13 protein-coding genes and 1 pseudogene are annotated in these 25,927 nt (G+C 44.7%); 11 read left to right on the top strand and 3 right to left on the bottom strand.

Annotation, left to right across the window (positions count from 1 at the left end; translation table 11 throughout):
* Positions 1 to 63 precede the first annotated feature (63 nt).
* The 7 genes from NSTCB13_RS08545 (at position 64) to NSTCB13_RS08515 (ending at position 15,988) form a co-directional block, all read left to right on the top strand.
* Positions 64 to 2,559, top strand: coding sequence for a two-partner secretion domain-containing protein (locus NSTCB13_RS08545; RefSeq protein WP_448271993.1), 2,496 nt, complete (start codon positions 64 to 66; stop codon positions 2,557 to 2,559).
* A gap of 64 nt (positions 2,560 to 2,623) precedes the next feature.
* Positions 2,624 to 5,083: a two-partner secretion domain-containing protein gene (locus NSTCB13_RS08540; RefSeq protein WP_448271992.1), complete on the top strand. Its 2,460-nt coding sequence runs from the start codon at positions 2,624 to 2,626 to the stop codon at positions 5,081 to 5,083.
* Positions 5,084 to 5,189: 106 nt separating this feature from the next.
* Entirely contained in the window at positions 5,190 to 7,844 is a 2,655-nt protein-coding gene (locus NSTCB13_RS08535) for a two-partner secretion domain-containing protein (RefSeq protein WP_448271991.1), read from the top strand.
* 87 nt (positions 7,845 to 7,931) lie between these two features.
* Entirely contained in the window at positions 7,932 to 10,490 is a 2,559-nt protein-coding gene (locus NSTCB13_RS08530; RefSeq protein ID WP_448271990.1) for a CHAT domain-containing protein, read from the top strand.
* 193 nt (positions 10,491 to 10,683) lie between these two features.
* Positions 10,684 to 11,670, top strand: coding sequence for a DUF928 domain-containing protein (locus tag NSTCB13_RS08525; protein ID WP_448271988.1), 987 nt, complete (start codon positions 10,684 to 10,686; stop codon positions 11,668 to 11,670).
* A gap of 188 nt (positions 11,671 to 11,858) precedes the next feature.
* Positions 11,859 to 14,690 (top strand): CHASE2 domain-containing protein, encoded by a 2,832-nt coding sequence (locus NSTCB13_RS08520; protein WP_448271986.1) that lies wholly within the window; start codon positions 11,859 to 11,861, stop codon positions 14,688 to 14,690.
* Positions 14,687 to 15,988 carry a hybrid sensor histidine kinase/response regulator gene (locus NSTCB13_RS08515; protein WP_448271985.1) on the top strand — a complete coding sequence of 434 codons (1,302 nt, stop codon included), beginning with the start codon at positions 14,687 to 14,689 and terminating at the stop codon, positions 15,986 to 15,988. The genes NSTCB13_RS08520 and NSTCB13_RS08515 overlap by 4 nt, the downstream gene beginning before the upstream one ends.
* Here the strand turns inward: NSTCB13_RS08515 and NSTCB13_RS08510 are convergent.
* On the bottom strand, positions 15,972 to 16,976 hold the full coding sequence (locus NSTCB13_RS08510; protein WP_448271983.1) for an HNH endonuclease: 1,005 nt from the start codon (positions 16,974 to 16,976) through the stop codon (positions 15,972 to 15,974). The genes NSTCB13_RS08515 and NSTCB13_RS08510 overlap by 17 nt on opposite strands.
* Positions 16,977 to 17,416: 440 nt before the next feature.
* A pseudogene (locus NSTCB13_RS08505) lies at positions 17,417 to 19,094 on the bottom strand (mechanosensitive ion channel).
* Positions 19,095 to 19,366: 272 nt separating this feature from the next.
* On the opposite strand from NSTCB13_RS08505, the gene NSTCB13_RS08500 reads away from it, so the two are divergent.
* Entirely contained in the window at positions 19,367 to 19,816 is a 450-nt protein-coding gene (locus NSTCB13_RS08500) for an SRPBCC family protein (RefSeq protein ID WP_448271981.1), read from the top strand.
* A 151-nt stretch (positions 19,817 to 19,967) separates the two neighbouring features.
* Here the strand turns inward: NSTCB13_RS08500 and NSTCB13_RS08495 are convergent, their stop codons facing one another.
* On the bottom strand, positions 19,968 to 20,792 hold the full coding sequence (locus tag NSTCB13_RS08495; RefSeq protein WP_448271979.1) for a SirB1 family protein: 825 nt from the start codon (positions 20,790 to 20,792) through the stop codon (positions 19,968 to 19,970).
* A 674-nt stretch (positions 20,793 to 21,466) separates the two neighbouring features.
* Here NSTCB13_RS08495 and atpD point away from each other — a divergent pair.
* The 3 genes from atpD to NSTCB13_RS08480 all read left to right on the top strand — a co-directional run bounded on the left by atpD (position 21,467) and on the right by NSTCB13_RS08480 (position 25,910).
* Positions 21,467 to 22,915, top strand: a complete 1,449-nt coding sequence (gene atpD / locus NSTCB13_RS08490) for a F0F1 ATP synthase subunit beta (RefSeq protein WP_322710336.1) — start codon at positions 21,467 to 21,469, stop codon at positions 22,913 to 22,915.
* 180 nt (positions 22,916 to 23,095) lie between these two features.
* Entirely contained in the window at positions 23,096 to 23,509 is a 414-nt protein-coding gene (atpC, locus tag NSTCB13_RS08485; protein WP_322696958.1) for an ATP synthase F1 subunit epsilon, read from the top strand.
* 259 nt (positions 23,510 to 23,768) lie between these two features.
* Positions 23,769 to 25,910 carry an SPFH domain-containing protein gene (locus NSTCB13_RS08480; RefSeq protein WP_448271977.1) on the top strand — a complete coding sequence of 714 codons (2,142 nt, stop codon included), beginning with the start codon at positions 23,769 to 23,771 and terminating at the stop codon, positions 25,908 to 25,910.
* The last annotated feature ends 17 nt before the right edge of the window (positions 25,911 to 25,927 follow it).

Below are 25,927 nucleotides of genomic sequence, written 5' to 3'. Positions count from 1 at the left end.
TTGATGTTGTTCAAACACAATGCCGTTTAGGGAACTCTATATATTATTAATAGAAAGTGAGCGATGAAAGCACTCTCTGTTTGCTGGGGTTTGATCGATATAATGCTGACAGGTGGGATGCTCCTTTGGTGTACCTCTGTGAGTGCCCAGCTAACTCCTGATGGCACCCTTAATACTACTGTTTCCCAAAGCGGTAATAACTTCACCATTACTAATGGTAGTGCCGCCAACAGTAACTTATTTCACAGTTTTCAGCAGTTTTCGGTTCCCACTGGCGGTTCGGCTACTTTTGATTTAGTAAACACGCCCAACATTTCTACCATCTTCAGCCGTGTTACTGGCGGTAGTATTTCTAACATTGATGGCTTGATTCAGACGATTAACGGCAACAACCCCGTTAGTCTGTTCTTGATCAACCCTAGTGGGATCATCTTTGGAGCTAATGCCCAACTAAACATTGGGGGTTCGTTTATTGGTACCACTGCCAGCAGTATTAAATTTGCCGATGGTGCTGAGTTTAGCGCAATTAATTCTGAATCTGCCCCATTGTTGAGTATCAATGTTCCCATTGGCTTGCAACTGGGTAACAATCCCGCACCCATAAACATTCAAGGTACAGGACATACTTTGAGGAATATCAGTGGACTGACTCTGCTTCCCCCGACTCAGATTCCCAGTTCTACAAAACTGCGGGTACAGCCGGGAAACACCCTAGCCTTTGTGGGTGGCGACATACATCTAAATGGGGCAAACCTAATCGCTGAAAGAGGACGAGTTGAATTGGGTAGTGTAAGCGGTACAGCATTGGTAAACCTGATACCAACCACACAGGGCTATACACTGGGATATGGGAATGTACAAAGCTTTGGCGATATTCAACTGGCACAGCGATCGCTATTAGATATCAGCGGCGTGAATGCAGGTTCCGTTCAAATTCAGGGTAGGCAAATTCAATTCACCGATGGCTCTCTGGTACTGGCGCAAAATTTTGGCAATCTCCCCGGTGGTGACATTCGCCTTCAGGCTACAGAGTCCATTAATCTAATTGCCAAAACAGCCGATGGCACAATTCAGAGCGGAGTGCGTAGTGATGCTTTGGGTATGGGAGCTAGCGGGAATATCAGCGTTATTACTCCCAACTTCACTATCAAGTCGGGAGCGGGGTTGAATAGCACAACTCTTGGAGCAGCTCCCAGTGGCAATATTTACATTGATGCAACCGCCATTGAACTGTCTGGCTTTTCACCCAATAATCCTGCTAACGTCACCACGCTAAACACTACTACACTAAGCACTGGGAATGCTGGTGATGTTTTCGTCAATGGTAATAGTCTACTAGTATCAAGCGGTGCCTCACTATCTTCGGCTACCTTTGGCAGTGGTTCTAGCGGTAAAGTGACGATTCGCAATAACAATACCACGGTGATGGGAGAAAGTCCTTCTGGACTTTACAGCAACATTAGCTCAACTACATTTGCAACCGGAAGTGCCAAAACATTGACCCTGAATACTGCGAAATTGCAAATTTTGGATGGGGGGGCAGTTGCCACTACCTCATTTTTTGCAGGTAATGGGGGAGATTTGAGGATCAATGCTACTGAAGCGATCGTCATCAGTGGTGAAGGTCGGGCAACTAATAGCAGCATTAACGCCTCCACCATCCGACCCGATCCGTCATTGCGGAAACGATTTGGTCTACCAGATATATTAACAGCGAATGCCGGTACTTTGAGCATTACCACACCGAACTTAACGCTGACGAATGGCGGGACAGTCAGTGTCACCAGTCAAGGCAGTGGAAATAGTGGCAATATTAATATCAGTGCAGATGCCATCAAATTAAAGAATCAAGGGTTTATTCAAGCACAAACAGAATCCGGTAATGGTGGCAATATTAAATTGTCCGCTAAAAACCTGTTGCTTCTACAAGACAATAGCCAGATAACCTCAACAGCTGGCGGTTCAGGTAATGGAGGTAATATAAATATCAATGCACCTATCATCATCGGCTTGAAAAACAGCGACATTATTGCCAATGCAGTACGAGGCAGAGGTGGTAATATCCAAATCACCACTCAAGGCATCTTTGGGCTGAAGTTCCGCAACCAACTCACTTCTGATAGTGACATTACTGCCAGTTCCCAATTTGGGGTAAGTGGCACGGTTCAAGTTAATACTATCGGTATCGATCCAAATTCGGGTTTAGTCGAACTGCCTGCAAATGTCACCGATTCATCCCAGCAAATTGCTACAGGCTGCGCAGGCAGTGAAGGCAGCCGCTTTGTGGCAACGGGACGGGGTGGTGTGCCACAAAATCCCAATCAGGTGACGAGTGATGTCTACGACGGGCTAGGCCTACGAACCTGGAATGATGTTCGCGATCTCTCTGCATACCGCAAAAGAAGCGAAGTGATAGCCCAAATACCCACAAAAGATGCAGTTCTTGTCCAGGCTACAGGTTGGGGACGTAATGCTGATGGCAAAATCGAGATATTTGCAGATAAATCTGCTACTCAGGTGCAACCAGCATTAACCTGTGCTGCGATTCCGAGAAGTTAATGATGTTATCAATCATATCATTTAGGGAACTCTAATTTTAAATCAGTAAAAGAAGTCTTTAATAATGAAAGCCGTACCCTTTGTATTTATATTGACAAGTGGGTTATTAACTCCAGGGATGATGCTAAGGGCGATCGCTCAGGTGACATCCGATGGTACTACCAATACCGTTGTCAACCAAAGTGGTAATAATTTTAATATTCTTAACGGTATACAAAAAGGTAAGAATTTATTTCACAGTTTCAGTAATTTCTCTATACCCACAGGTAACACAGCAATCTTCAACAACGCCGCAGATGTGCAAAATATCTTCAGTCGCGTCACTGGTGGGAGTGTTTCCAACATTGATGGTTTGATTAAAGCCAATGGTAGCGCTAATTTATTTTTGCTTAATCCCAGTGGGATAATTTTCGGTGCAAATGCCCAACTTAATATTGGCGGCTCCTTTATTGGGACAACTGCCCAGAGCATTAAATTTAGTGATGGTGCTGAATTTAACGCTATTAATCCCCAAGCTAACCCCTTATTAAGTATCAATGTTCCTATTGGACTGCAAATGGGTAATAATCCCGCATCAATCACTGTTCAAGGTACAGGACACCGCTTGACTAATATCGGTGGGCTGCCTCTTGTGACTCAAAATCCGAGTGCGACAGAATTGCGGGTACAGCCGGGAAAAACCCTAGCTTTGGTAGGTGGCAATCTGAATCTGAATGGGGCAACTCTGACCGCCAAGCAAGGGCAAGTAGAATTAGGCAGTGTGAGTGGTTCAGGATTGGTTAGTTTGCTCCCAACTGCACAGGGATATACTTTGGGATATGAAGATGGGCAAAAGTTTGGTGATATTCAGCTTACAGGGCGATCGCTATTAGATATAAGCGGGGTGAATGCAGGTTCCGTTCAAATTCGGGGGCGACACATTCAATTCACCGATGGCTCTCTGGTGCTGGCGCGAAATTTAGGCAATCTCCCCGGCGGCGACATTCGCCTTCAGGCTACAGAGGCGATTGATTTGATTGGCACAACAGCTGATAGCACAATTCGCAGTGGGGTGCGTACTGAAGTTGTGGGTATCGCAGCTAGTGGGAACATCAGTGTAATTACTCCCCAGTTTACCCTCCAGCAGGGAGGGGGGTTGAATAGCATTTCAGTTGGAGTGGCTTCCAGTGGCAATATCCACGTTGATGCAACAGCGATTAAACTGTCTGGCTTGTCACCAATCAATCCAAAGGTTAGTAGCCTTTCTACTTCTGGCTATGGTTCTGGGAACGCTGGCGATATCTCCGTCAATGCCAATAGTTTACTGGTGTCAAATGGTGGATCGCTGATTTCAGCTACATTTGGCAGTGGCTCCAGTGGTAAAGTGACGATTCGCACCAATCACACCACTGTCATGGGAGAAGGCCCCGATGGAGTATATAGCAACATTAGCTCAATCACTTTTGCGACCGGAAACGCCAAAACTTTGACCCTAGATACCGCCAAATTGCAAATTCTGGATGGGGGAGCAATTGGGACAACTACATTTTTTGCCGGTAATGGGGGAGATATAAGCATTAACGCCACGGAATCGATCGAGATTAGCGGTCGCAGTCGAAGCAATAACAGCAGTATCAACTCATCTAGCATTCTACTACCTCTACTACTCCGGCAGAGATTCCATCTACCGGATAAACTCACGGCAAATGCAGGTAATGTGAGCATTAACACGCCGAGCCTAACGCTGACAGATGGCGGGACAGTCGGTGTCACTAGTCAAGGTAGCGGCAATGGTGGCAGTCTCAAGATCGCAGCCAATACCATCCGATTAGACCGTCAAGGAAGTATTCAGGCACAAACAGAATCAGGTAATGGAGGTAATATCGCTTTACAAGTTGGGAACTTATTGCTACTGCATCACAATAGCGCGATCGCAGCAACAGCAGGCGGTAATGGTGATGGAGGTAATATAAACATTAATGCACCCATCATCATCGGCTTAAAAAACAGCGACATTATTGCCAATGCAGTACAAGGCAGAGGTGGTAACATCCAAATCACCACTCAAGGCATCTTTGGGCTGAAGTTCCGCAACCAACTCACTCCTGATAGTGACATTACTGCCAGTTCCCAATTTGGGGTAAGTGGCACGGTTCAAGTTAATACTATTGGTATCGATCCAAATTCGGGTTTAGTCGAACTACCAGTAAATGTGACCGATCCATCCCAGCAAATTGCTACAGGCTGTGCGGACAGTGAAGGCAGTCGCTTTGTGGCAACGGGACGAGGTGGTGTACCACAAAATCCTAATCAGGTGACGAGTGATGTCTACGACGGGCTACGCCTACGAACCTGGGATGATATACGAGATTTATCTGCTTACCGCAAAAGTAGCAATGTCACCGCTCAAATACCCCCATCTCCACATATTCTAGTTCAAGCTATAACTTGGCATCGCCGCGCTGACGGCAAAATTGAATTAATTGCCGCTCCTTCTGTTGGCAATATACAGCCGTCGCTCACTTGTATGGCTGTGCCAAATTAAATTGGTGAAACGCGATCGCCGCTCAATTCCAAAAGTGACTAAATTTTATATATGATGACACCATTTTGGGAACCCTAGTTAATTAGGTACAATTGGAAATTCCGTGATGAAATTAATTTCTACTAGGTTCGGTGTCAGTAATCGAATTTGTAAGATACTGCTACCATTGGGGGTAATCTTCCTGGGGTGTAACAGTGCGATCGCTCAAGTGACATCCGATGGCACAACTAACACCATTGTCAATCCAAGTGGTAATAATTTTAATATTCTTAACGGAATTGAAAAAGGTAATAATTTATTTCATAGCTTCAGTAATTTCTCTGTACCTACAGGTGGTTCAGCCAGATTTGATTTAATTAACACACCAAATATTACAACTATATTCAGTCGGGTTACAGGTGGAAATGTTTCCAATATTGATGGGTTAATTAGCACGCTTAATAGTAGTAACCCGGTAAGTTTGTTTTTGATTAATCCTGCGGGGATTGTGTTTGGGGCAAATGCCCGCTTGAATATTGGTGGCTCCTTTGTGGGGACGACGGCGAATAGTATTAACTTTGCCGATGGGACAGAATTTAGTGCTGTAAATGCTTCGGGTACTCCTTTGCTGACTATAAGTGTACCTGTGGGTTTGCAACTTGGGGCAAATGCTGGAGCGATACAAGTTCAAGGGGCAGACTTGCGAGTTAAAACCGGACAAACACTAGCATTAGTTGGTAGTCAAATCGACATGACAGGGGCAAAACTGACGGCACCAAATGGGCATATCGAACTATGGGCTGTGCAGAATGCTGGGATTCAAATAGAAAATCAAGCTCAATGGCAACTGACGAGTCCTGTGGCTATGACAAATTGGGGCACAATTACGTTACAACAAGCTTCATTGGTTGATGCAAGTGGAATTAACGGGGGTGCAATTAACATCCGTGGACGTGGGTTGACGGTGCAGGATGGGTCGAATATTAGTTCTACTACCTTTGCTGGGCAAGGTAAGGGAATTACTGTCAACACCACAGACTTTGTCGATCTGCTGGGTGTTTCTCTCCCAGGACAAATTAATCCTGGCATTGGAACTTCTTTAGGTATCTTTTTTGGGCCTCCAGCAACTGGACGAGCTGGAGATGTAACAGTAGAGACAGGACGCTTAAAGTTAGCAAATGGAGCTTGGCTTCAGTCCTCTTCTAATGGCAACAATTCTCGATCGGGAGATGTAACTGTTCGGGCTTCAGATGTAGAGGTGGTAGGTTCTAATCCATTTATTCAAATCCCCACCTCGATTACCACCACTCTCTTTGGTGGCAAGAACAATGAGAGTGGAAATATTTCCATCGAAACAAATCGAATGCGGCTGCAAGATGGTGGAATCGTCAGTACATCTTTGATACCCTTTAACGGTATCTCTCCTCCCACGGGCAAGGCTGGAAATATCTCAATCCGAGCAACTGAGAGCCTTGATATCTCAGGATACACACCCTCTCTACTACTGTCTGGAGTGGGTACGAGAATTGGTCAAACAGAAGGAGACGCGGGAAATATCTCAATCGATGTTGGACGTTTGCATCTCTTTAATGGCGGGTCTATCCGCAGTACTTTATCAGGAAAAGGGAAAGCGGGAAATATCACCATTCACGCGCAAGAGGTAGCAGTTAGCGATCCAGTAATTGATGTTATCAACAAATTACCTGGTGGCATTACTGTTTCCGTGAGTGATAATTCAGTAGGTTCAGGTGGAAATATCGCCTTAACTGCTGACAACCTACGGCTTTTTAATGGAGGACAGATCACCTCTTCCAGCCAGGGTCAGGCAAATGCGGGGAATATTAACTTACAGGTTAAAAACATTGATATCCAGGGTATGTCTCAACCTTTAACTAACGGTCAAATTGTACCCAGTGCGATCGCAGCATCTTCGACAACTAATTTTAACGCCGGAACGATAAAAATTATATCTGATACAGTCAAAATACGTAATAGCGCGGAAGTGACCGTGAGCAATATAGGAGGCGGAGATGCAGGTAATTTGAATATTACAGCCAATAATATTTTCCTCGACAATAAAGCCAGTCTGCGATCGGAAGTCAAAGGAGGTAGTCAAGGTAACATTCACCTCCAAGCAAATGATGTTTTGCTGTTACGTCGTGGCAGTAATATTACAACTAATGCCACTGGTACTTCTACCGGAGGTAACATTGATATTACTGCTGGAGCTATTATTGCCCTTCCTGACGAAGATAGCGATATCGTTGCCAATGCAGTACTCGGAAGCGGTGGAAATATTCAAATCACCACTCAAGGCATCTTTGGGCTGAAATTCCGTCCCCAACTCACCCCAGAAAGCGACATCACCGCCAGTTCCCAATTTGGAGTGAGTGGCACTGTTCAAGTTAATACTATCGGTATCGATCCAAATTCCGGCTTAGTCGAACTACCAGCAAATGTAACCAATCCATCGCAGCAAATTGCTACAGGTTGTTCTGCCAATGAAAGCAGTAAATTTGTTGCAACGGGTCGGGGTGGTGTGCCGCAAAATCCCAATCAGCAAGTAGCTAGCCTACGCACTTGGGACGATTTGCGAGATTTGTCTGCTTACCGAAAAACAGATACAGATCGGGTAACTACGCAGATGCCTGTATCCCCAAAAGTCCTCGTTGAAGCCACTTCTTGGCAGCGCAATGCTAACGGCAAAATCGAATTAATTGCAACCCAATCTACCGCAAATATACAGCCCCACTTAACTTGTGATGCAGTTCCCAAGAGTTAATTTGCTCAGGAATCTTATAACCAAGTTGATTAAATTTCAAAGTGATATAGTATACAGACAAATAAACTGTTGTAGTGATAATTACTTATGGGTTTCCAAATTAAACAACTTCGTTGGCTATATATCAGTCTGAGTATTTTGAGCTTGTGTTTGGCAATAACCATTACACCTACTAGAGCGTCTTTGCCAGTACCAACAACTTCTACTCTGAATGTGTCAGCATCGACTTCTCAACCGACCAATTGGCTAGAACAAGGACGAAACCTTTACCATTCAGGACGCTTTGCAGAAGCAGTAACGATTTGGCAAACGGCAGCACAACAGTATCATACCCAAGGCGATCGCCTGAACGAAGCTCTAAGTTTAAGTTACCTGTCACTGACACAACAGGAGCTTAATCAATGGCAAGCAGCCCAACAGTCTATTGAGCAAAGTTTGAAACTATTGCAAACCTCCACTCCCTCTGCTGATGCAATTCTCTGGGCACAAGCACTCAATACGCAAGCAAATTTGCAATTGCATACTGGCAAAGCCGAAACCGCCCTCGAAAGTTGGCAAAAAGCTCAAAAATTTTATGAGCAAGCAGGCGACACAATGGGAAGTCTGGGTAGTCAAATCAACCAGGCACAAGCTTTACAAACTTTAGGATTTTACCGCCGTTCTAAACAACAGTTAGAGGTACTGACTCAAAAGCTGGGAGCAATGCCAGATTCAGAAATCAAAGTCAGTGGACTGCGATCGCTTGGTTTAGCCTTGCAAATAATTGGCGACTCTGGAAAAAGTCAACAGATTTTAGAGCAAAGTTTAGCGATCGCTCGCCAAATTTCAGCCCAACCCCAGTTAAGTTCTATTCTGATAAGCCTCGGCCAAACTGCCGTTGACTTGGAAGATCCAGAATCAGCATTAAATTACTTTGAACAGGCCCAACTCTTAACAACTAACCCAAGCGATCGATTACAAGCGCGTTTAGCTCAGTTCAAACTTTTCCTCAATTACGACAAACTGGAGTTTGCTAACCCACTCGCACCTCAACTACTCCAAGAACTTCGGGAACTGAACCCCAGTCACACCTCACTCTACGCAGCGATCAATTTTGTTGCCACTCTCAACCACCAGTCAAATTCTGACCAAATCCTACCGCTGAAGGATTTGGCGCAACTGATGGCAGTCACAGTGAAATCTGCACAGCAAATCCAGGATACTCAAGCCGAAGCTCATGCACTAAATCAGTGGGGAAAACTCTATCAGCGTACACAGCAGTTATCTGAAGCACAGGAGTTAACTCAGAAATCCCTCAACATTGCTCGCCAACTCCAAGCTAACGATATCATTGCTCAATCTGCTTGGCAGGTGGGACAGTTGTATAAACAACAAGGCGATCGTTCAAAAGCGATTAGTGCCTATACAGAAGCAGTCAACGCTTTAAAGGCACTGCGGGGAGATTTGGTGGCTATCAACCCTGATGTCCAGTTCTCTTTTCGCACCAGTGTGGAGCCTGTCTACCGAGAACTGGTTGATTTACTTCTAGAGAATGAACCGAGTCAAGCAGAACTAATCCAAGCTCGTGAATTGATCGAGGCACTGCAAATTGCGGAACTCGATAACTTTTTTCGAGAAGCCTGTTTAGATAAAACTCAACAGATCGATCGGGTCGATCCCACTGCAACCGTCATTTATCCAATCATCTTGCCAGATCGTTTAACAGTAATTCTCTCCAAAGCAGGGCAACCACTCCGTTCCTATGTCACTCATAAATCGCAAGCTGAAATTGAGCAGACTCTAGACAATTTTTTGGTTGCGCTTAACCCTGTCTCGGATTCTAAAGACCGAGATCGATTATCTCAACAAATTTATGGTTGGTTGATTCGTCCAGAGTCAGCAGAGCAAGCATTTATTGATACCAAGACATTGGTGTTTGTTTTGGATGGTCGATTGCGGAACATTCCCATAGCAGCTCTTTTTGATGGTAAGCAATATCTGATTGAGAAGTATGCTGTGGCACTCTCACCAGGATTGCAACTAATGGCGACGCGATCGCAAAACCACATCAGTGCGATCGTCGGTGGCATTAGCCAATCTCGCGCTGGCTTTAGTGCTTTGCCCGCCGTAGAATCAGAAGTGAAACAAATCTCCAAGTCCGTGTCGTCCTCTGTGTTGCTGAACCAGAAATTCACAAGTCTTGCCCTTGCTAAACAGGTGAAATCCAGTAGTGCAGGTATTGTCCACTTAGCAACCCACGGACAGTTTAGTTCCCGCCTCGAAGACACCTTCTTGCTTACTTGGGATGGACAAGTCAATGTTAAAGAATTATCTGAACTCCTGAAAAATCGCGGTAGCGATCCATCAAAAGCCATCGAGTTGCTGGTACTAAGTGCCTGCGATACTGCCGCAGGCGACGATCGCGCCGTCCTGGGACTAGCGGGCTTGGCTGTCAAATCCGGCGCTCGCTCAACTATCGCCACCCTATGGCCCGTCAAAGATCGGGCAGCCGCGATGCTCATGACTCGCTTTTATGACCAACTCCGACAACCCAAAATCACTAAAGCTGAAGCACTAAGACAAGCACAAATTAGCCTAATTCACCAAACTGATTTCCACGAACCGTTCTTTTGGTCTGGCTTTGTTTTGATCGGCAACTGGATTTAGCTAAGTAATACAACGGAGTCAATTGCAAATAATTTAGGCTATTTTTTACAGCACTTCATCTGAAGCTCGCCTATACTGCTAGTAGAAGTTCCCTGATTTTACTCTTACTTAGACTTATTATCTGAGCTTCTGAACATAGTCGAAAGAAACGTATTTTGTTTGTATCACATTTCAATGACATAAGGAAAAAATCATGAAACGTCGGTATATAGCTAGTACATTGAGCGTCATCGCTCTGATCGCTAGCAGTACATGGACTACTGCCCACGCTGTTACATTTACCCCACCCCCCAACAGTAGCTCTCCCAGACAATCAACTGGAGGAGCTTCTCGCGGTAGTATATTTACCCCTGCTGTCGGCAAAGGTGCGCCCAGACAAGCAACTGGAGGAGCTTCTCGCGGCAACCTCTTTACACCTGCTGCCGGGAAAGGTGCGCCCAGACAGGCAACTGGGGGAGCTTCTCGTGGCAACCTCTTTACACCTGCCTCTGGCAAAGGTACGCCCAGACAGGCAACTGGAGGAGCTTCTCGCGGCAACCTCTTTACACCTGCCCCTGGTAAAGGCGCTCCCCAACAAGCAAGTGCGGGTGCTTCTCGCGTTGGTACTTACTACTTGAATCCATCGATTACAAGTACAACGCAACCAGCAGCGCTAATCGCCCTCTTGCCCCAAAATTTCTATGGCACAACGGTATCTGAACGTCCCACAATCTTGGTGTATCTCCCAGCTTCCAATGCCGAAGAAGCAGTGTTCAGCCTCAAAGATGAAGCTGGCAATATGCAACATCAGATGAACATTTCAGTTGCAGGAAAAACTGGGGTAATCGCGATCAAATTACCAGCTAATGCACCCGCTTTAGCCGTTGGTAAAAACTATCAATGGTTTCTAGCCCTGAAAGTAGATGGTCAACTCAGTCCGAGTACGCCCTACGTCGATGGTTGGATTCAGCGTATCCAGCCCAGCGCTGAGTTGGCAACAGCAATCCAAGAGCAAGATGCTTTGAAGCGGGCTACTATTTTGGGTAAAAACGGTGTTTGGTATGACTGTGTGGCAACACTTGCATCGGTATACACCACTCAACCTAACAATGCAACTCTCCGCAAACAATGGGAAGAACTTCTATCCTCAGTGAGTTTGAAGGAGATTGTAACAGCGAACTTATTAGCATCTACTAACTAATACCAATTTGGGCATTGGGTATGGGATAGTGACACATCCTTGGGTAAAGACGCGATGAATCGCGTCTCTACAAAGGGTTTATTTGTCCGATTCTTTTTTCAAATTGGTATTACTTCCACCCAGTCCCCATTACCTCTTATCCCCAGAGGGAACCCTACCTTCCCCAATCCCCATTGCATGACACAAATATGTGGCGCAGATTCCAGGCTTTTATCCAACGTACTCGCAGCGTTTTGATTATTACTCCTAGCGTTGCCTTGACGGTTATAGTTGGGCAATCTTTGGGACTTTTCAATTTACCGGAATGGGAAATTCGTGACGAATGGGTTCGTCAGCGATCTTCACAGGCGATGCCTATGGCGGGCTACGCCTACGCAGATGAGATTGTGATTGTTACAATCGATGAGCGCGATATCCAATCGGTGCGTAAATGGCCAGTTCCCGACTGGGCGCTGGCACGATTACTAGAAAAAATCCGGGCGCAGCAGCCGAGAGCCATTGGCTTGGATCTCTATCGAGATTTACCGGAAGGAAGCGGACACGAGCAACTTGTTCGAGTCTTTCGCAACACTCCTAATTTAATTGGAGTTGAGAAAATTACTGGCGAACGCGTCAATCCCCCGCCAGAATTGAAAAAACACGATCGGGTAGGATTAGCAGATTTAGTGTTAGATGGCGATCGCTTTGTACGTCGTGCCCTCTTGACAGCTGAAGATGCCAAAGAGAAAAACACTATTAAAGCCGGACTAGCAACCCTTGTAGCCCTAAAGTACCTCGAAGCTGAAAAAATTAGTTTAGAAAGCATTGACCCCCAACAGCAAAAGTTTCAGTTGGGCAAAGAAATTTACTTACCACTGCAAAATCAAGAAGCAGGTTATACCGATGCCGATTTAGGAGGCTATCAAATTCTGCTGAATTGGCATGGAACAGAAGCCGCATTTCGGACAGTTGCGATGCGCGATGTGTTAGCAGGGAAAATTCCGGTAGATTTGATGCGCGATCGCATGGTATTTATTGGATCGATTGCCTCCAGTACCAATGATTTCTTCAGTACACCCTTCTCTTCTTGGATCTCTGCTCAAAAACCAACTCCAGGTGTGGTTGTTCATGCCAATATTGCTCATCAACTAGTACGAGGAGCAAAAACAGGAAATGCCAGTCTGCACGGTGTTTCTGGCATTTCTTTATCACTCTGGATTGTTTTTTCATCTGTCATTGGTTCTACAGGCAGTTGGTTGTTATCCAGTAGCAAACTGCGGATTCCCGGCGGCAAAATTCTTTGGGCAACTGTAGGCATCAGTGCAGCCTGTATAGGGGGTGGCTATGGGATGTTTTTGTCTGGTGTTTTAATTCCGGTAACACCCACTTTAGCCGCGTTTATCGGTAGCGTGATTGCAACAACTAATGCCTATAAACAGCGAAAGTTAGAAGAAACAAATCGCCAACTAGAAATTGCCAACAGTCAACTATTGGATTATTCCAAAACTCTAGAGACAAAAGTCGAAGAACGAACTCATGAATTGGTTGAAGCAAAGCAAGCTGCCGATGCTGCCAATCAGGCCAAGAGTGAGTTTCTCGCCAACATGAGCCACGAACTACGTACACCTCTCAATGGCATCCTTGGTTTTGCCCAGGTACTAGAAGGATCGCCAAACATGACAGCTAAAAACCTAGAAGGAGTCAGCATTATCTACCAATGCGGTTCGCATCTTTTGATGCTGATCGATGACATTCTCGATCTCTCGAAGATAGAAGCGAGGAAATTGGATTTGGTTGTCACTAGCGTGCATCTGCCTAGTTTCTTACATGGTGTAACAGAGATTTGTGGTATCCGGGCTGAACAGAAAGGGATTGGATTTAATGTCTTAATTAGCGATCGCCTACCACTGGCCGTTGAAGTTGATGAAAAGCGGCTGCGGCAAGTGTTAATTAACTTACTGGGCAACGCGATCAAATTTACAGACAACGGTAGTGTAACGTTCAAAGTGGAAGTCATTAGTGATTCGTCATTGGTCATTGGTCACGAGTCTAAACAAATGACAAAGGACAAAGGACAAATGACACATCAGAAAATTCGTTTTCAGATAGAAGATACGGGTATTGGGATGTCACCAGATCAACTGGAGAAAATCTTTTTGCCCTTTGAGCAAGTGGGTGAAGCAGGGCAACGATCTGAAGGTACTGGCTTGGGATTGGCCATTAGCCAAAGAATTGCGGCATTGATGGAAAGCCAAATTCAGGTGCAGAGTCACCTGGGTGAAGGAAGTCTGTTTTGGCTGGATTTGACAGTATCAGTACCACTCGCTCATGACTGGCTTGGAGGAGCGATGTCTAAGACGGATTACATTCCAACTCCCCAGAAAATTACCGGGATTCAGGGTAGTGCGCCTCAAATTCTGATTGTCGATGACGATCGCAACCACTGTTCTATGTTGACCAATCTGCTGCAAGAAATTGGCTGTCGAACCCTAGAAGCCACTGATGGCAAACATGGGCTACAAGTAGCAATTGAACACAATCCAGATGTGATTCTACTCGATTTAGCCATGCCCAATATGGATGGTTTTGAGCTAATGGTTCACCTGCAAGCCAATCCACAAACCCGTTCTATTCCGATCATCGTTTCTAGTGCCAGCGTTTTTGAGTCAAATCGTCAGCGGAGTTTAGAGGCAGGGGCAACAGCATTCCTACCCAAACCTCTCCAGATTGACGAACTACTCAATAGATTGCGATCGCTCTTGGGAGTGGAATGGATATATGCCGAATCTTCGCCTCCCAAAGGTGAGCAGATTACTGGTAGCGAATGGGTTCTACCATCCCAAGATGTTTTACAACAACTCTATCATCTGGCAATGATGGGAGATATCTCGGCAATTGAGGGAATGTTAAGAGAACTAATTGAAGAAAACAGTCAACTAGCTCCCTTCGCAGCAGAGTTAAGCAAACTCACTGCCAATTTCCAAACCGGAAAAATCCGTAAGTTACTCAAATCATTTGTCACAACGGAGTTACATCCATGATCGCTGTTCCGATCTCGAAACCCATACATATTTTATTAGTGGATGACAATCCAAACAATCTTAAGGTGCTATCGGAAGCGATTCAGAAGTGTGGCTGGAAAGCCCTGATGGCAACAGATGGAGAGTCAGCGATCGAACAAACAGAATACGCTCATCCCGATCTGATTCTTTTGGATGTGATGATGGCAGGTATTGATGGATTTGAAACTTGTCGCAGACTGAAAACCAATCCGATCACCCAGAAGATTCCGGTGATTTTCATGACTGCTTTATCAGATTCTACAGATAAGGTGGCAGGACTGGAAATAGGTGCAGTTGACTATATTACTAAACCTTTTCAACATGAAGAAGTCATTGCCCGTTTAAAATTACACCTCAAAATTTCCCATCTCACCCGCACGCTAGAAGAACGCGTGCAAGAACGCACCAGAGAATTAACTCAATCTCTACAGCAGTTACAGCAAACCCAACTACAAATGATCCAGAGTGAGAAAATGTCTACTTTGGGGCAGTTGGTTGCAGGTATTGGTCATGAAATTAATAATCCGGTTGGTTTTGTTGGCGGAAATTTATCTTATATTGAGGAACATGTAAATAATCTCCTTCGCCTGGTCAGCCTGCAACAGCAGAAGCTAACGCAGTCAGACTCGGAAATTCAAGAGCTTCTTGAAGAAATTGACTTGGAGTATCTGACAGAGGATCTGCCGAAACTACTGGCATCAATGCACCAAGGAATTACCCGTCTGAAAGATATCAGTCTCTCTTTGAGAACTTTTACTCGTGCAGATATTTCATCTCAGGTGGAGTTTCAGATCCACGAAGGAATTGATAGCACCTTAATGCTGTTGAAACATCGACTCAAAGGTAATGGCGATCGCACTAAAATCCAGGTTGTCACACAATACGGTGAGTTACCTCCAATCAGTTGCTATCCCGGACAACTTAATCAGGTGTTCATGAATATCATCGCTAATGCCATTGATGCATTTGATGAACTCCATCAAAACAATTGCGATCGAGATATTGCTGCTTGCCCGAACATCATCACCATTACCACATCGGTCGATACCCAACAAAAAACCGTCACAATTTGCATCCAAGACAACGGCCCCGGTATGCTTACTGAGGTGCAATCTCAAATTTTTGAGCAATCTTTCACAACCAAGGCTGTGGGTAAGGGAACCGGGCTAGGATTAGCGATTAGCTACCAAATTATTGTTGACAAACACAACGGACAACTCAACTGCTTGTCAATACCTGGTGAGGGAACAAAATTTATGATTACTCTACCGATGTAGTTTCTATGCCAAAACCTCCAGCTTCGATATGACGAACTAGCGATTGAATAATGGGTGTAGCAATACTAATACCAAATAAAGCATTGAAGCCTGCAACAACAACTGGTGCTGACAAAATAACTGTAAATTCTGGAAATAAAGCTAACACAGCCACCAAGACCAAAAAAACAATTGGTGTTGCAATACCTGCTGCCTTTGCTGCTTCAAAAATTAGATTTTTATACTCTTCAACAGTGATGTCACCTCGATAAAGATCCAAAGAGTAAGAAATCGCCGTGACTACAACCTGAGTGAGAATAGCTGTTTCCGTTGCAGTAATCCCAAGTTTTGCGATCGTCCCAGAATTGCTGATAATAGAATCTACTGCATTATAAACTTGAATATAAAACTGTTCGCCAACGGTCATTACTTTAGCACCTCGGCGAAAATTATCAACACCTACTTCCCAAAGGATATTATCAGCAGCATTCGATCCACCTTGAGAACGTGGCTTGATGTGGCTACCATGCTTATCTCTAAGAAATTGACGAATTGTATATTCTTTACCTCCTAGCTTTGATGTGCCAGGAATTTTTTCAAAAAGCTTCATCACATTTGCATCAGAGCGAGGTAAGTCTCCCACCCGAACGCCAGCACGATATCTCAGCCTATTTGCAATCTTGGGCATCTCTTGGGCTAATTCGGCAGCTGTTTTTGGTAAATTTTGCAAAGCATCAGCCATAACCATGCTAGATGCGGCAACTCCAACAGCAGTTTGTTGAAATGTTTTACTAACATTTTGAACAGTTTGAAAACCTGATTGTGTTGCGATGGTTGACAAACTTTGTAAATCATTGACTGCATGGACACTTGAAGTAGTTATCTCGCTAGTAGCGTTCTTGATTCCATCAACTACCTCATTCATCCCGTTTACCACATTGTTAGCTGCTTCTTGAGCTTTATCTCTAACCGTATCTGTCAACTTTTGTGCTTTGTTGATAAAATCCATGTTTTCTGCTGTGGAGTATTTGCTCCAGTTTCTCTTTCTTAAACTAAGAAGCACCTCAGCATTCATGACGAATTTACTTACAAAAATTTTAAATATATAGTAATCACTTTATATTGTTTGTGTATGTTATACCAATTCAATTAATGATTGCAACACATCCTTGGGTGAAGAAGACGCGATGAATCGCGTCTCTACAAATGGTCTATTTGTTGCATTCTTTTTTTTAACTTGAAAGCGATCGCCGATTATTATAATTGAGCTTCAGAACTCAGAACTTGAGCTTTAGAACTCGAAACGTCAAATTCTCTACTCAAACTCCGAGTTTCTGAGCTTCTAACTTTCAACCTCTTAAGCAAAATTGCCGATAGATTTTCTGCACTATTGATGCTTACGGCTGCACTTTTCCAGATTTACAGATGAAATTGCGCTTTCATCAACTTTTAGTTTCTACCTTTGAAAGAGTTTAGCCATTCTTGAACTTGCTCTCTTGCAATATCGCGCCCCCCAAGACCAAAGGCTAGGGCAATAGCAACTGCGATCGCACCTAGTAAAAGTCCAAAGGCTAAATTCACAATATCACTGGCAACTCCAATCTGTTGCAGTGCCATTGCCGAGACTAAGGCAATAATTGCAATCCGCGCCACTTGTCCCAAAATCTGGGCTTGGCGTTCCCCAGAACTGGTAATGATGTTAAAAGCCAAATTTGCCAGGAATAAGCCAATGGCAAAGATTACCAATCCTGCTAAAATCCGCCCGAATATAATCACAATCCCAGACACTAATGCTGTCAGGGCTGGAATATTCAAGATATTCACCGCCGCCACCGTCGCAAACAGCATAATCCCCACTAAGGCAACAATGCCTACAATTTCTGATGGAGTGCGGGTTGGAATCGGTGGGGTTGCTGATTCTGTGGAGATGACGATTCGTCTGCTGGCTGTAGTCAGACCCAAAATAGTGAAAATGTTATTAAACCCTAAATTGGTAAGGATACTTGTAACCAAGTCCGCGATAAACCGCCCAATGAAATAAGCAACAATCAAAATTGCTGCGGCTGTAAAGATGGCAGGTAAGGCGTTGAGAATCTGTTGCAGCATAGCGATCGCTGGTATTGATATCGCATCAATTCGCAAGGCATTCAGCGCTGCGATCGCTACAGGAATCAGAATCAAAACATAGACAATTGTGCCGATAATACTCGATAGAGGTTGTACCCCCGCACTTGTAGATAATCCCAACCGACTACCTAAATGGTCAAGACCAGTTGTCGCCAGCAAATTCGTCACAATCCGCCGTACTATATTAGCGATGAACCAGCCAACTACAGCAATCAAGATCGCCGCTAAAATGTTCGGCAGAATTAGCAGAACTTGTGTAATTAGAGCTTGTACTGGTTGTAGAGCCTGCCTGAGTCCGAGAGTATCTAAAACTGGGGCAAGAAACAGTAAAAATATAAACCAATACAGAGCATTGCCAATTGTCTCACTCAGAGATAGCTGATTGAGGCTGGGTGCGCTGTCTTCTGGTTCTGGATTCAAACGCTCATCCAGATTAAATGCCTGTAATGAACGCACAGTGATAATCTTCACAATCGTCGCTAAAAACCAAGCAGTTATCAAAAGGATTCCTGCACCAACCAACTTTGGCAAAAAGCCAATAAGTTGATCGAGAAAACTATTCAGGGGGTCGAGAGGCTACCTCTAAATCTAATGCCTGTAAAACAGCTACCGCCGTCAACAAGATAATGCTCCAAAAGACTAAGCCGGAGATTAATTTCTCCACTTGGGGAACATCTTGACGACCCGTTACGCCAGCAGCAATGCGATTATCTATGTTTGTGCGCTTGAGAATTCCTTGTGTCAGTGCCGCTACACCGAAGGCAATTAGCAAACCTACCAATAAAATTGCTACCGCCCCTAAAAGACGAGGCGTAAATAGAATCAACTGTTGAACAATACCTTGCACATCAGCGATTCCTTGATTCACTGCTGGTTGTATTGGTTGCAGGCTGGGCGATGATTGTGCCAAAAATTGCTGTACCCTTGTGGATAAACCAACTCCATAGGCGTAGCCCGTCGTAGACATCACCTGGGTTATTTCTTGCCAAGTTGTGTTCATGGTTTTCGGGAATTATGCTTAAGTATTCGCCGCAAACACTGAGTCAGTGTTTTGCCTATCAATTTACCAGTAAAAACATACATATTTACTCATATTTGATTTAATATGCGGGCATTGGCAGTGCTGAGTGCTGAGTTAGGAGTTAGGAGTTAGGAGTTTTGTTTATCTCCTTGTCCCCTTGTCCCCTTGTCTCCTCACTCCCTCACTCCCCTGCTCCCACTTTGCTGAATTTTGCGTTACTCTAATTGCAGCAACAGCACTAAAGATGTGGAATGTCCCAAGTTTTGGAACAATCGATTCAAATTAATGCTACAGCTACAGTGGTGGAGCGCTGTATTAGCGATTTAGCTCTCATGCACCGTTGGCTCAACCCCGTTCTCCGTTGCGAACCTGTGGGCGAAGCTTGGAGTACGGATGTCGGCAGTAAAAGTCGTTTTATTATTCAAATTCCTCTACTAAAACCCACCCTGAATAGCGTAGTTGTAGAACGACAACCGGGTTTGATAGTCTGGGAATTTCAGGGGTTTTTTCAAGGGCGCGATCGCTGGGAATGTCAGCCAACACAAAAGGGAACGCGCCTACTCAACCGCTTTGAGTACGATATCCCTAACCCTTTAATTAGTTGGGGTTTTAACACTTTTGCTGCGTCTTGGACAAAAGAAGATATGCAAGCCCAACTGCGCCGCCTCAAACGAGTTGCAGAAGAACAAAATAATTCGTAATTCGTAACTCGTAATTCGTAATTCGTAATTGGGCATTGGGGAAAGAATTGTTATAACTCCAAACTCTTCACTCCAAACTCCTCACTCCAAACTCCAAACTCCAAACTCCTAACTCCTCACTCCTCACTCCTAACTCCCCACTCCCCATTCCCTACTTCTCTTTACTCAATTCAGTAAGTAGCCGCCGAATCACAGATGCATCCTCGGCATCGGGAACTTTTGCTAAATAATTTTGTAAGTCGTCTATAGCTTGGGGGTAGTAACCGAGTTGATAGTAGATCAAACCGCGATCGCGCAATTCTAAAGTTAAACCAGGAAACAACAACAAAATTCGTTCGACTGCTGCCAGTGTTTTTTCTAACTCTTGCTGTTTGAGGTAAATAAATTTTAAATTTGTCAACATCCGAGCCAAAAATTGCCGATTACTAACTACAGCTAAAAATTCTGGTTGTAGCGTCACAGGTTGCTGATAAAGTTGAGATAGGCGTTCCTCGCAATCTTGGGGAAATATTATTTCACCGCCATTGAAGGCATCCACAAAAATCTCTATATCAGGAATATCTGGGCGGATCAGAAAATGTCCTGGCATTCCTATACCCACCATCGGAAAATCAATCCGTCGAGCAACTTCCAGGTAAACCAGCGCTAAGGTAATGGGAATCCCCAATCGGCGATCGATTACATCATTGAAAAAGCTGTTGCGCGGGTCGTAATAGTCAATTTTATTACCAGAAAATTTTAAATCATCGTAGAGATACTGATTAATACTTTGAACTATTCGCAGAGGATATCGTGAGTCAGGCAGACGTTCTTGTAGCTCCCACGCCATTGTATCAAGGGCGTTGAGGTATTCTTCTGCATCTAGCTTGGGATATTCTTCTTGTGCAATGTACAAAGCTGCCTTTGCTAGATCAATTTGCTCGTCAGACTGTTGAATCTCTTGGTAAAAATATTGTCGTGCTGACAAGAAATTCATAAGCTGTTGCTCGGTGTAAGTGTGAGGATGAAGCCGCAGCTATGCCCAACTCAGGCATCGCGGCTTGGCTAAAAACTGTTTTTTATATCTATCTTTATCTTATGGATATTCAGAAGTTTTGGAAATGTAGTTTATGGATAGCTTTATATATAACAGGAGGCAGAAGGCGGCTATGCTGGAGGCAGAAGGTCAAACTATTACTATTCCTAGCATTCACGTTTTCAAAATGTCCTAACCTATGTGACTACGGCTATATCTATTGCTAACTAACTTTTAGTAAATGCTGGGTTGGTGATGTCTTTGATAGACTGTAACCATGCAAAGAACATGATGTAATACAAATATGAATTATTTCAAGGCAAAAGCTAGATATTTGATACCTAGCTTTTTGGCTGCAAGTGTAAATATTTAGGTAATTTAGAATAATAGTATATTTTGCTACAGCAAGTTACAGCTAGGGCGATCGCATCTGAAAAATGAAATTAGGGATAAACTAGAGCCTATCCCGTCAATCTAGTCAACATGGGGACTACAGCCATAGCCACCAAACACCTTTTTAAGGAATTACTAAGAGAGTTATGTCCCCGTCCGGTGCTAGAGTGAAAGGTGACATTTCTTATTCTTATGTCTTCTCCGACCTTATCTGAAATCTAGCTTCACTCATTAGGCGCAGCATGGTAACAACCGCAGAAAAAACAAACATTGGTTACATTACCCAAATCATTGGCCCAGTTGTAGACGTTAAATTTCCCGGCGGGAAATTGCCACAAATCTATAACGCTTTGAAAATCGTTGGCACCAACGAAGGTGGACAGGAAATCAATCTTACCGTTGAAGTACAGCAACTGCTGGGCGACAACCAAGTGCGGACTGTTGCGATGAGTTCCACCGAAGGCTTAGTGCGCGGTTTTGAAGTCACCGATACAGGCGCTCCCATTAACGTGCCAGTTGGTAAAGCCACTTTGGGTCGGATTTTCAACGTCCTTGGCGAACCTGTGGATAACAGGGGCCCTGTAAATGCTGAGGCAAGTTTACCCATCCACCGCTCTGCTCCCAAATTCACCGACCTGGAAACAAAGCCTTCCGTGTTCGAGACTGGGATTAAAGTTGTTGACCTTCTGACTCCCTATCGACGCGGCGGTAAGATTGGTCTATTCGGCGGTGCTGGTGTTGGTAAAACCGTGATCATGATGGAGTTGATCAACAACATCGCTACTCAGCATGGTGGAGTATCCGTTTTTGCTGGCGTGGGCGAACGCACCCGTGAAGGCAATGACCTCTACAATGAAATGATTGAATCTGGGGTTATCAACAAAGACAACCTCAACGAATCAAAAATTGCTCTAGTTTACGGTCAAATGAACGAACCACCCGGAGCTAGAATGCGGGTTGGTCTTTCAGGATTGACAGTAGCAGAATACTTCCGCGATGTGAACAAGCAGGATGTGCTGTTGTTTATTGACAACATTTTCCGGTTTGTACAAGCAGGTTCAGAAGTATCGGCGTTACTCGGTCGGATGCCTTCAGCGGTAGGATATCAGCCCACATTGGGAACCGACGTAGGTGAACTGCAAGAGCGGATTACCTCGACTACCGAGGGTTCGATTACCTCCATTCAAGCAGTGTACGTCCCAGCGGATGACCTCACCGACCCCGCACCTGCTACCACCTTCGCTCACTTGGACGGAACTACAGTACTGTCTCGCGGTTTGGCAGCTAAGGGAATTTATCCCGCAGTTGACCCCCTTGGTTCAACTTCCACCATGCTTCAACCAAATATTGTCGGTGACGAACACTACAATACGGCGCGGGCGGTGCAATCAACTCTGCAACGTTATAAAGAACTCCAAGACATTATCGCCATTCTCGGTCTAGATGAATTGTCTGAAGAAGACCGTCTCATCGTAGCGCGGGCCCGGAAAGTAGAGCGTTTCTTGTCTCAGCCGTTCTTTGTGGCAGAAGTATTCACCGGTTCTCCTGGTAAGTACGTGAAGTTAGAAGACACCATCAAAGGGTTCCAAAAGATTCTGTCTGGTGAGTTGGACGATCTGCCAGAACAGGCTTTCTACTTAGTTGGCGATATTAACGAAGCGATCGCCAAAGCTGCAAAAATCAAAGGTTAGTCATTAGTCATTGGTCATTGCTCACTGGTCACTGGTCATTGGTCATTAGTCATTAGTTATTAGTTCAAGGCTAATGACTAATGGCAATTACAAATGACAAATACTTCGACTTCGCTCAGTACAAGTGACAAAGGACAAAGGACAAAAGACAAAGGACAAAGGACAAAGGACAAAGGACAAATGACATTAACCGTTCGTGTAATTTCCCCAGATAAAACAGTCTGGGATGCCCCAGCTGAAGAAGTAGTTTTACCTAGCACTACTGGTCAATTAGGTATCCTAACTGGACACGCCCCACTTTTAACCGCCCTGGATACTGGTGTAATGCGAGTTCGCGGCGCGAAAAATCAGAATTGGGAAGCGATCGCCCTTTTGGGTGGCTTTGCCGAAGTCGAAGAGAATGAAGTGACAATTCTGGTTAACGGCGCTGAACGTGGCGACAAAATTAACCTTGATGAAGCTCGTACTGCTTACAACCAAGCAGAAACACGTCTAAGTCAAGTTTCCGCAGATGATCGCCAAGCCCAAATTCAGGCAACTCAAGCCTTCAAACGCGCCCGCGCTCGGTTTCAAGCTGCTGGCGGTTCGATCTAATTTTACTTTCTATTTCAACTTTGTAGGTTGGACATTTGCCCAACCTACAAAATATTTCTTAAAAAGAACTCAGGAGTCAGAAATCAGTATTCATGCTGTATAAATGCTAAATCTCCGTAGATGGATGGAGTATTCTAAATCCTGAATTCTGACTCCTTGTTTATTAAATTTTAAAAAAATTACGTCAAGTTTAAGAAATCGAGCCAAGCCTTAGTGAAGTGTTAACTTAGCTAATTAGTTGCCCAGATGGGCACAGATTATGAAAAGCCTTTCATCTTTACTTGGTACTCGTAAACAAAATAAGGTAGCTCGTTTTGCAGCATCGATGGTAGCAACCTTAGCGATGGCTGCGCCAACATCTCTGGCGATCGCTGCGCCAACATCTCTGGCGATCGCTGGAAGTATTCACTCTGCCAATGCCACGCCTGTAAAAACAACTACTGCATCAGTCCAGCTAAATCAGACCAAACCAAATATTGCTCAGTTACAAATTAGCAGGACTCAATATCAAGCTGCTGGAATTAATCCTGTTGTAGTGGTTCCCATTCTACTTGTTGGCGGTTTAGTTATATTTGTACCCTTATTCTTTGGCGGACTTGTAGTAATTGGCGAACGTGAAGTCGGTATTGTAGTTAGAAAATTTACCCTTTCCGGGCGCGGACTCCCCGCCGGCAGTTTGATTGCCCTCAACGGCGAAGCTGGCTTGCAGGCCGATACTTTAGCTCCTGGTTGGCATTGGGGCTATTGGCCTTGGCAGTATTCTGTAAAAAAAGAGCATGTAGTTGTCGTTCCTCAAGGCGAAATCGCTTTGATTGTGGCAGCAGATGGTCAACCCAACCCACCAGAGCGGATTTTGGGGAAAATTGTCAGTTGCGACAACTTCCAAGATGCTCGAAAATTCCTCACCGAAGGCGGTGAAAAAGGGCGGCAGATGGGTTTTCTCACCGCAGGTACGTACCGGATTAATACCGCCCTGTTTAAAGTCATCATGGCAGCAAATGCCAGCACTCATGGCATGGCTCCAGAACATTTGCGGGTGTACAATCTGGCGTCGGACAAAGTTGGTATTGTCACTACCTTAGATGGTTTACCAATCTCCGCGGGTGAACTTGCAGGCACCATAATTGAGGGACACGACAACTTCCAAAATGGTCAGAAATTTATTAATGGCGGTGGACGGCGAGGTTTACAAGAACAGATATTGCTTTCTGGTTCTTGGAACTTGAACCCTTGGTTTGTCCAGGTTGAGCAAGTGCCGATGACGGAAATTCCCATTGGGTATGTAGGTGTAGTAATTTCTTTCGTGGGTAAAGCACATCAAGATGTCAGTGGTGCAGCTTTCACCCACGGGAACTTGGTGAATCAGGGACATAAGGGTGTGTGGGTCGAACCGCTATATCCTGGTAAGCACCCGATTAATTCCCGGATTATGAAGATTGAACTCGTGCCAACGACCAACATTGTTTTAAACTGGTCAGGTCGGACTGAACGCCACAGTTATGATGCTAAACTGGCATCTTTAACAGTGCGATCGCGAGATGGGTTTGCCTTTGATTTGGAAGTAGCACAAATTATTCATGTGGGTGCTTTAGATGCTCCCAAGGTAATTTCTCGCGTTGGTGCCATGCAAAATCTGGTAGACCATGTATTAGAACCAACCATCGGTAATTATTTCCGCAACTCAGCCCAAGATTATACTGTATTAGACTTTCTCACAGCTCGGAGCGAACGACAATCTGAGGCTGCTGAGTATATTAAAACAGCATTGCGGGCTTATGACGTACAAGCGATCGACACCCTGATTGGTGATATTCAGCCACCAGCGTCGTTAATGCAGACACAGACAGACCGGAAAATTGCCGAAGAAGAACGTAAGACTTATGAAGTCCAGCAGATGGCGCAAACCCAACGCCAGCAGCTTGTTCGGGAAACGGCACTGGCTAATATTCAGCAAGAAATGGTTAAATCAGAGCAAAGCGTACATATAGCTGACCTGAAAGCCCAAGCCCAAATCAAACAGGCGACTGGTGAAGCCGAGGGGACAAAACTCCGGGCAATTGCTGAGGCCGAAGGTATCCGGGCCACAGGTAACGCCAAAGCTGAAACCTACCGCGCTGGTGTGGAAGCATTGGGGCCACAAGGTTATACAGCCATGCAACTAATGCAAATTATCGGCGATCGCAATGTCCGCTTGATACCAGATGTCTTAGTTGGCAGTAACGGTAGCAATAATGGTTTAGTGGATGGGCTACTATCCATGATTTTATGGAATCAAACTGCTAAAGGTGAATTGACACCAACACCTTTGCATCCACAACCAGTAGTTAACAATGGACAACCAACTACAGAAAACGGTTATCCACCTATAGTTGTGAATTTTCCGGGGGATAAGTTAACTTAACGTTAAAAGGGCGGTTA

This window comes from Nostoc sp. DSM 114160 (assembly GCF_053470305.1).
The sequence above is the reverse complement of the archived record's forward strand: the minus strand, read 5'-3'. Positions and strand labels throughout refer to the sequence as shown.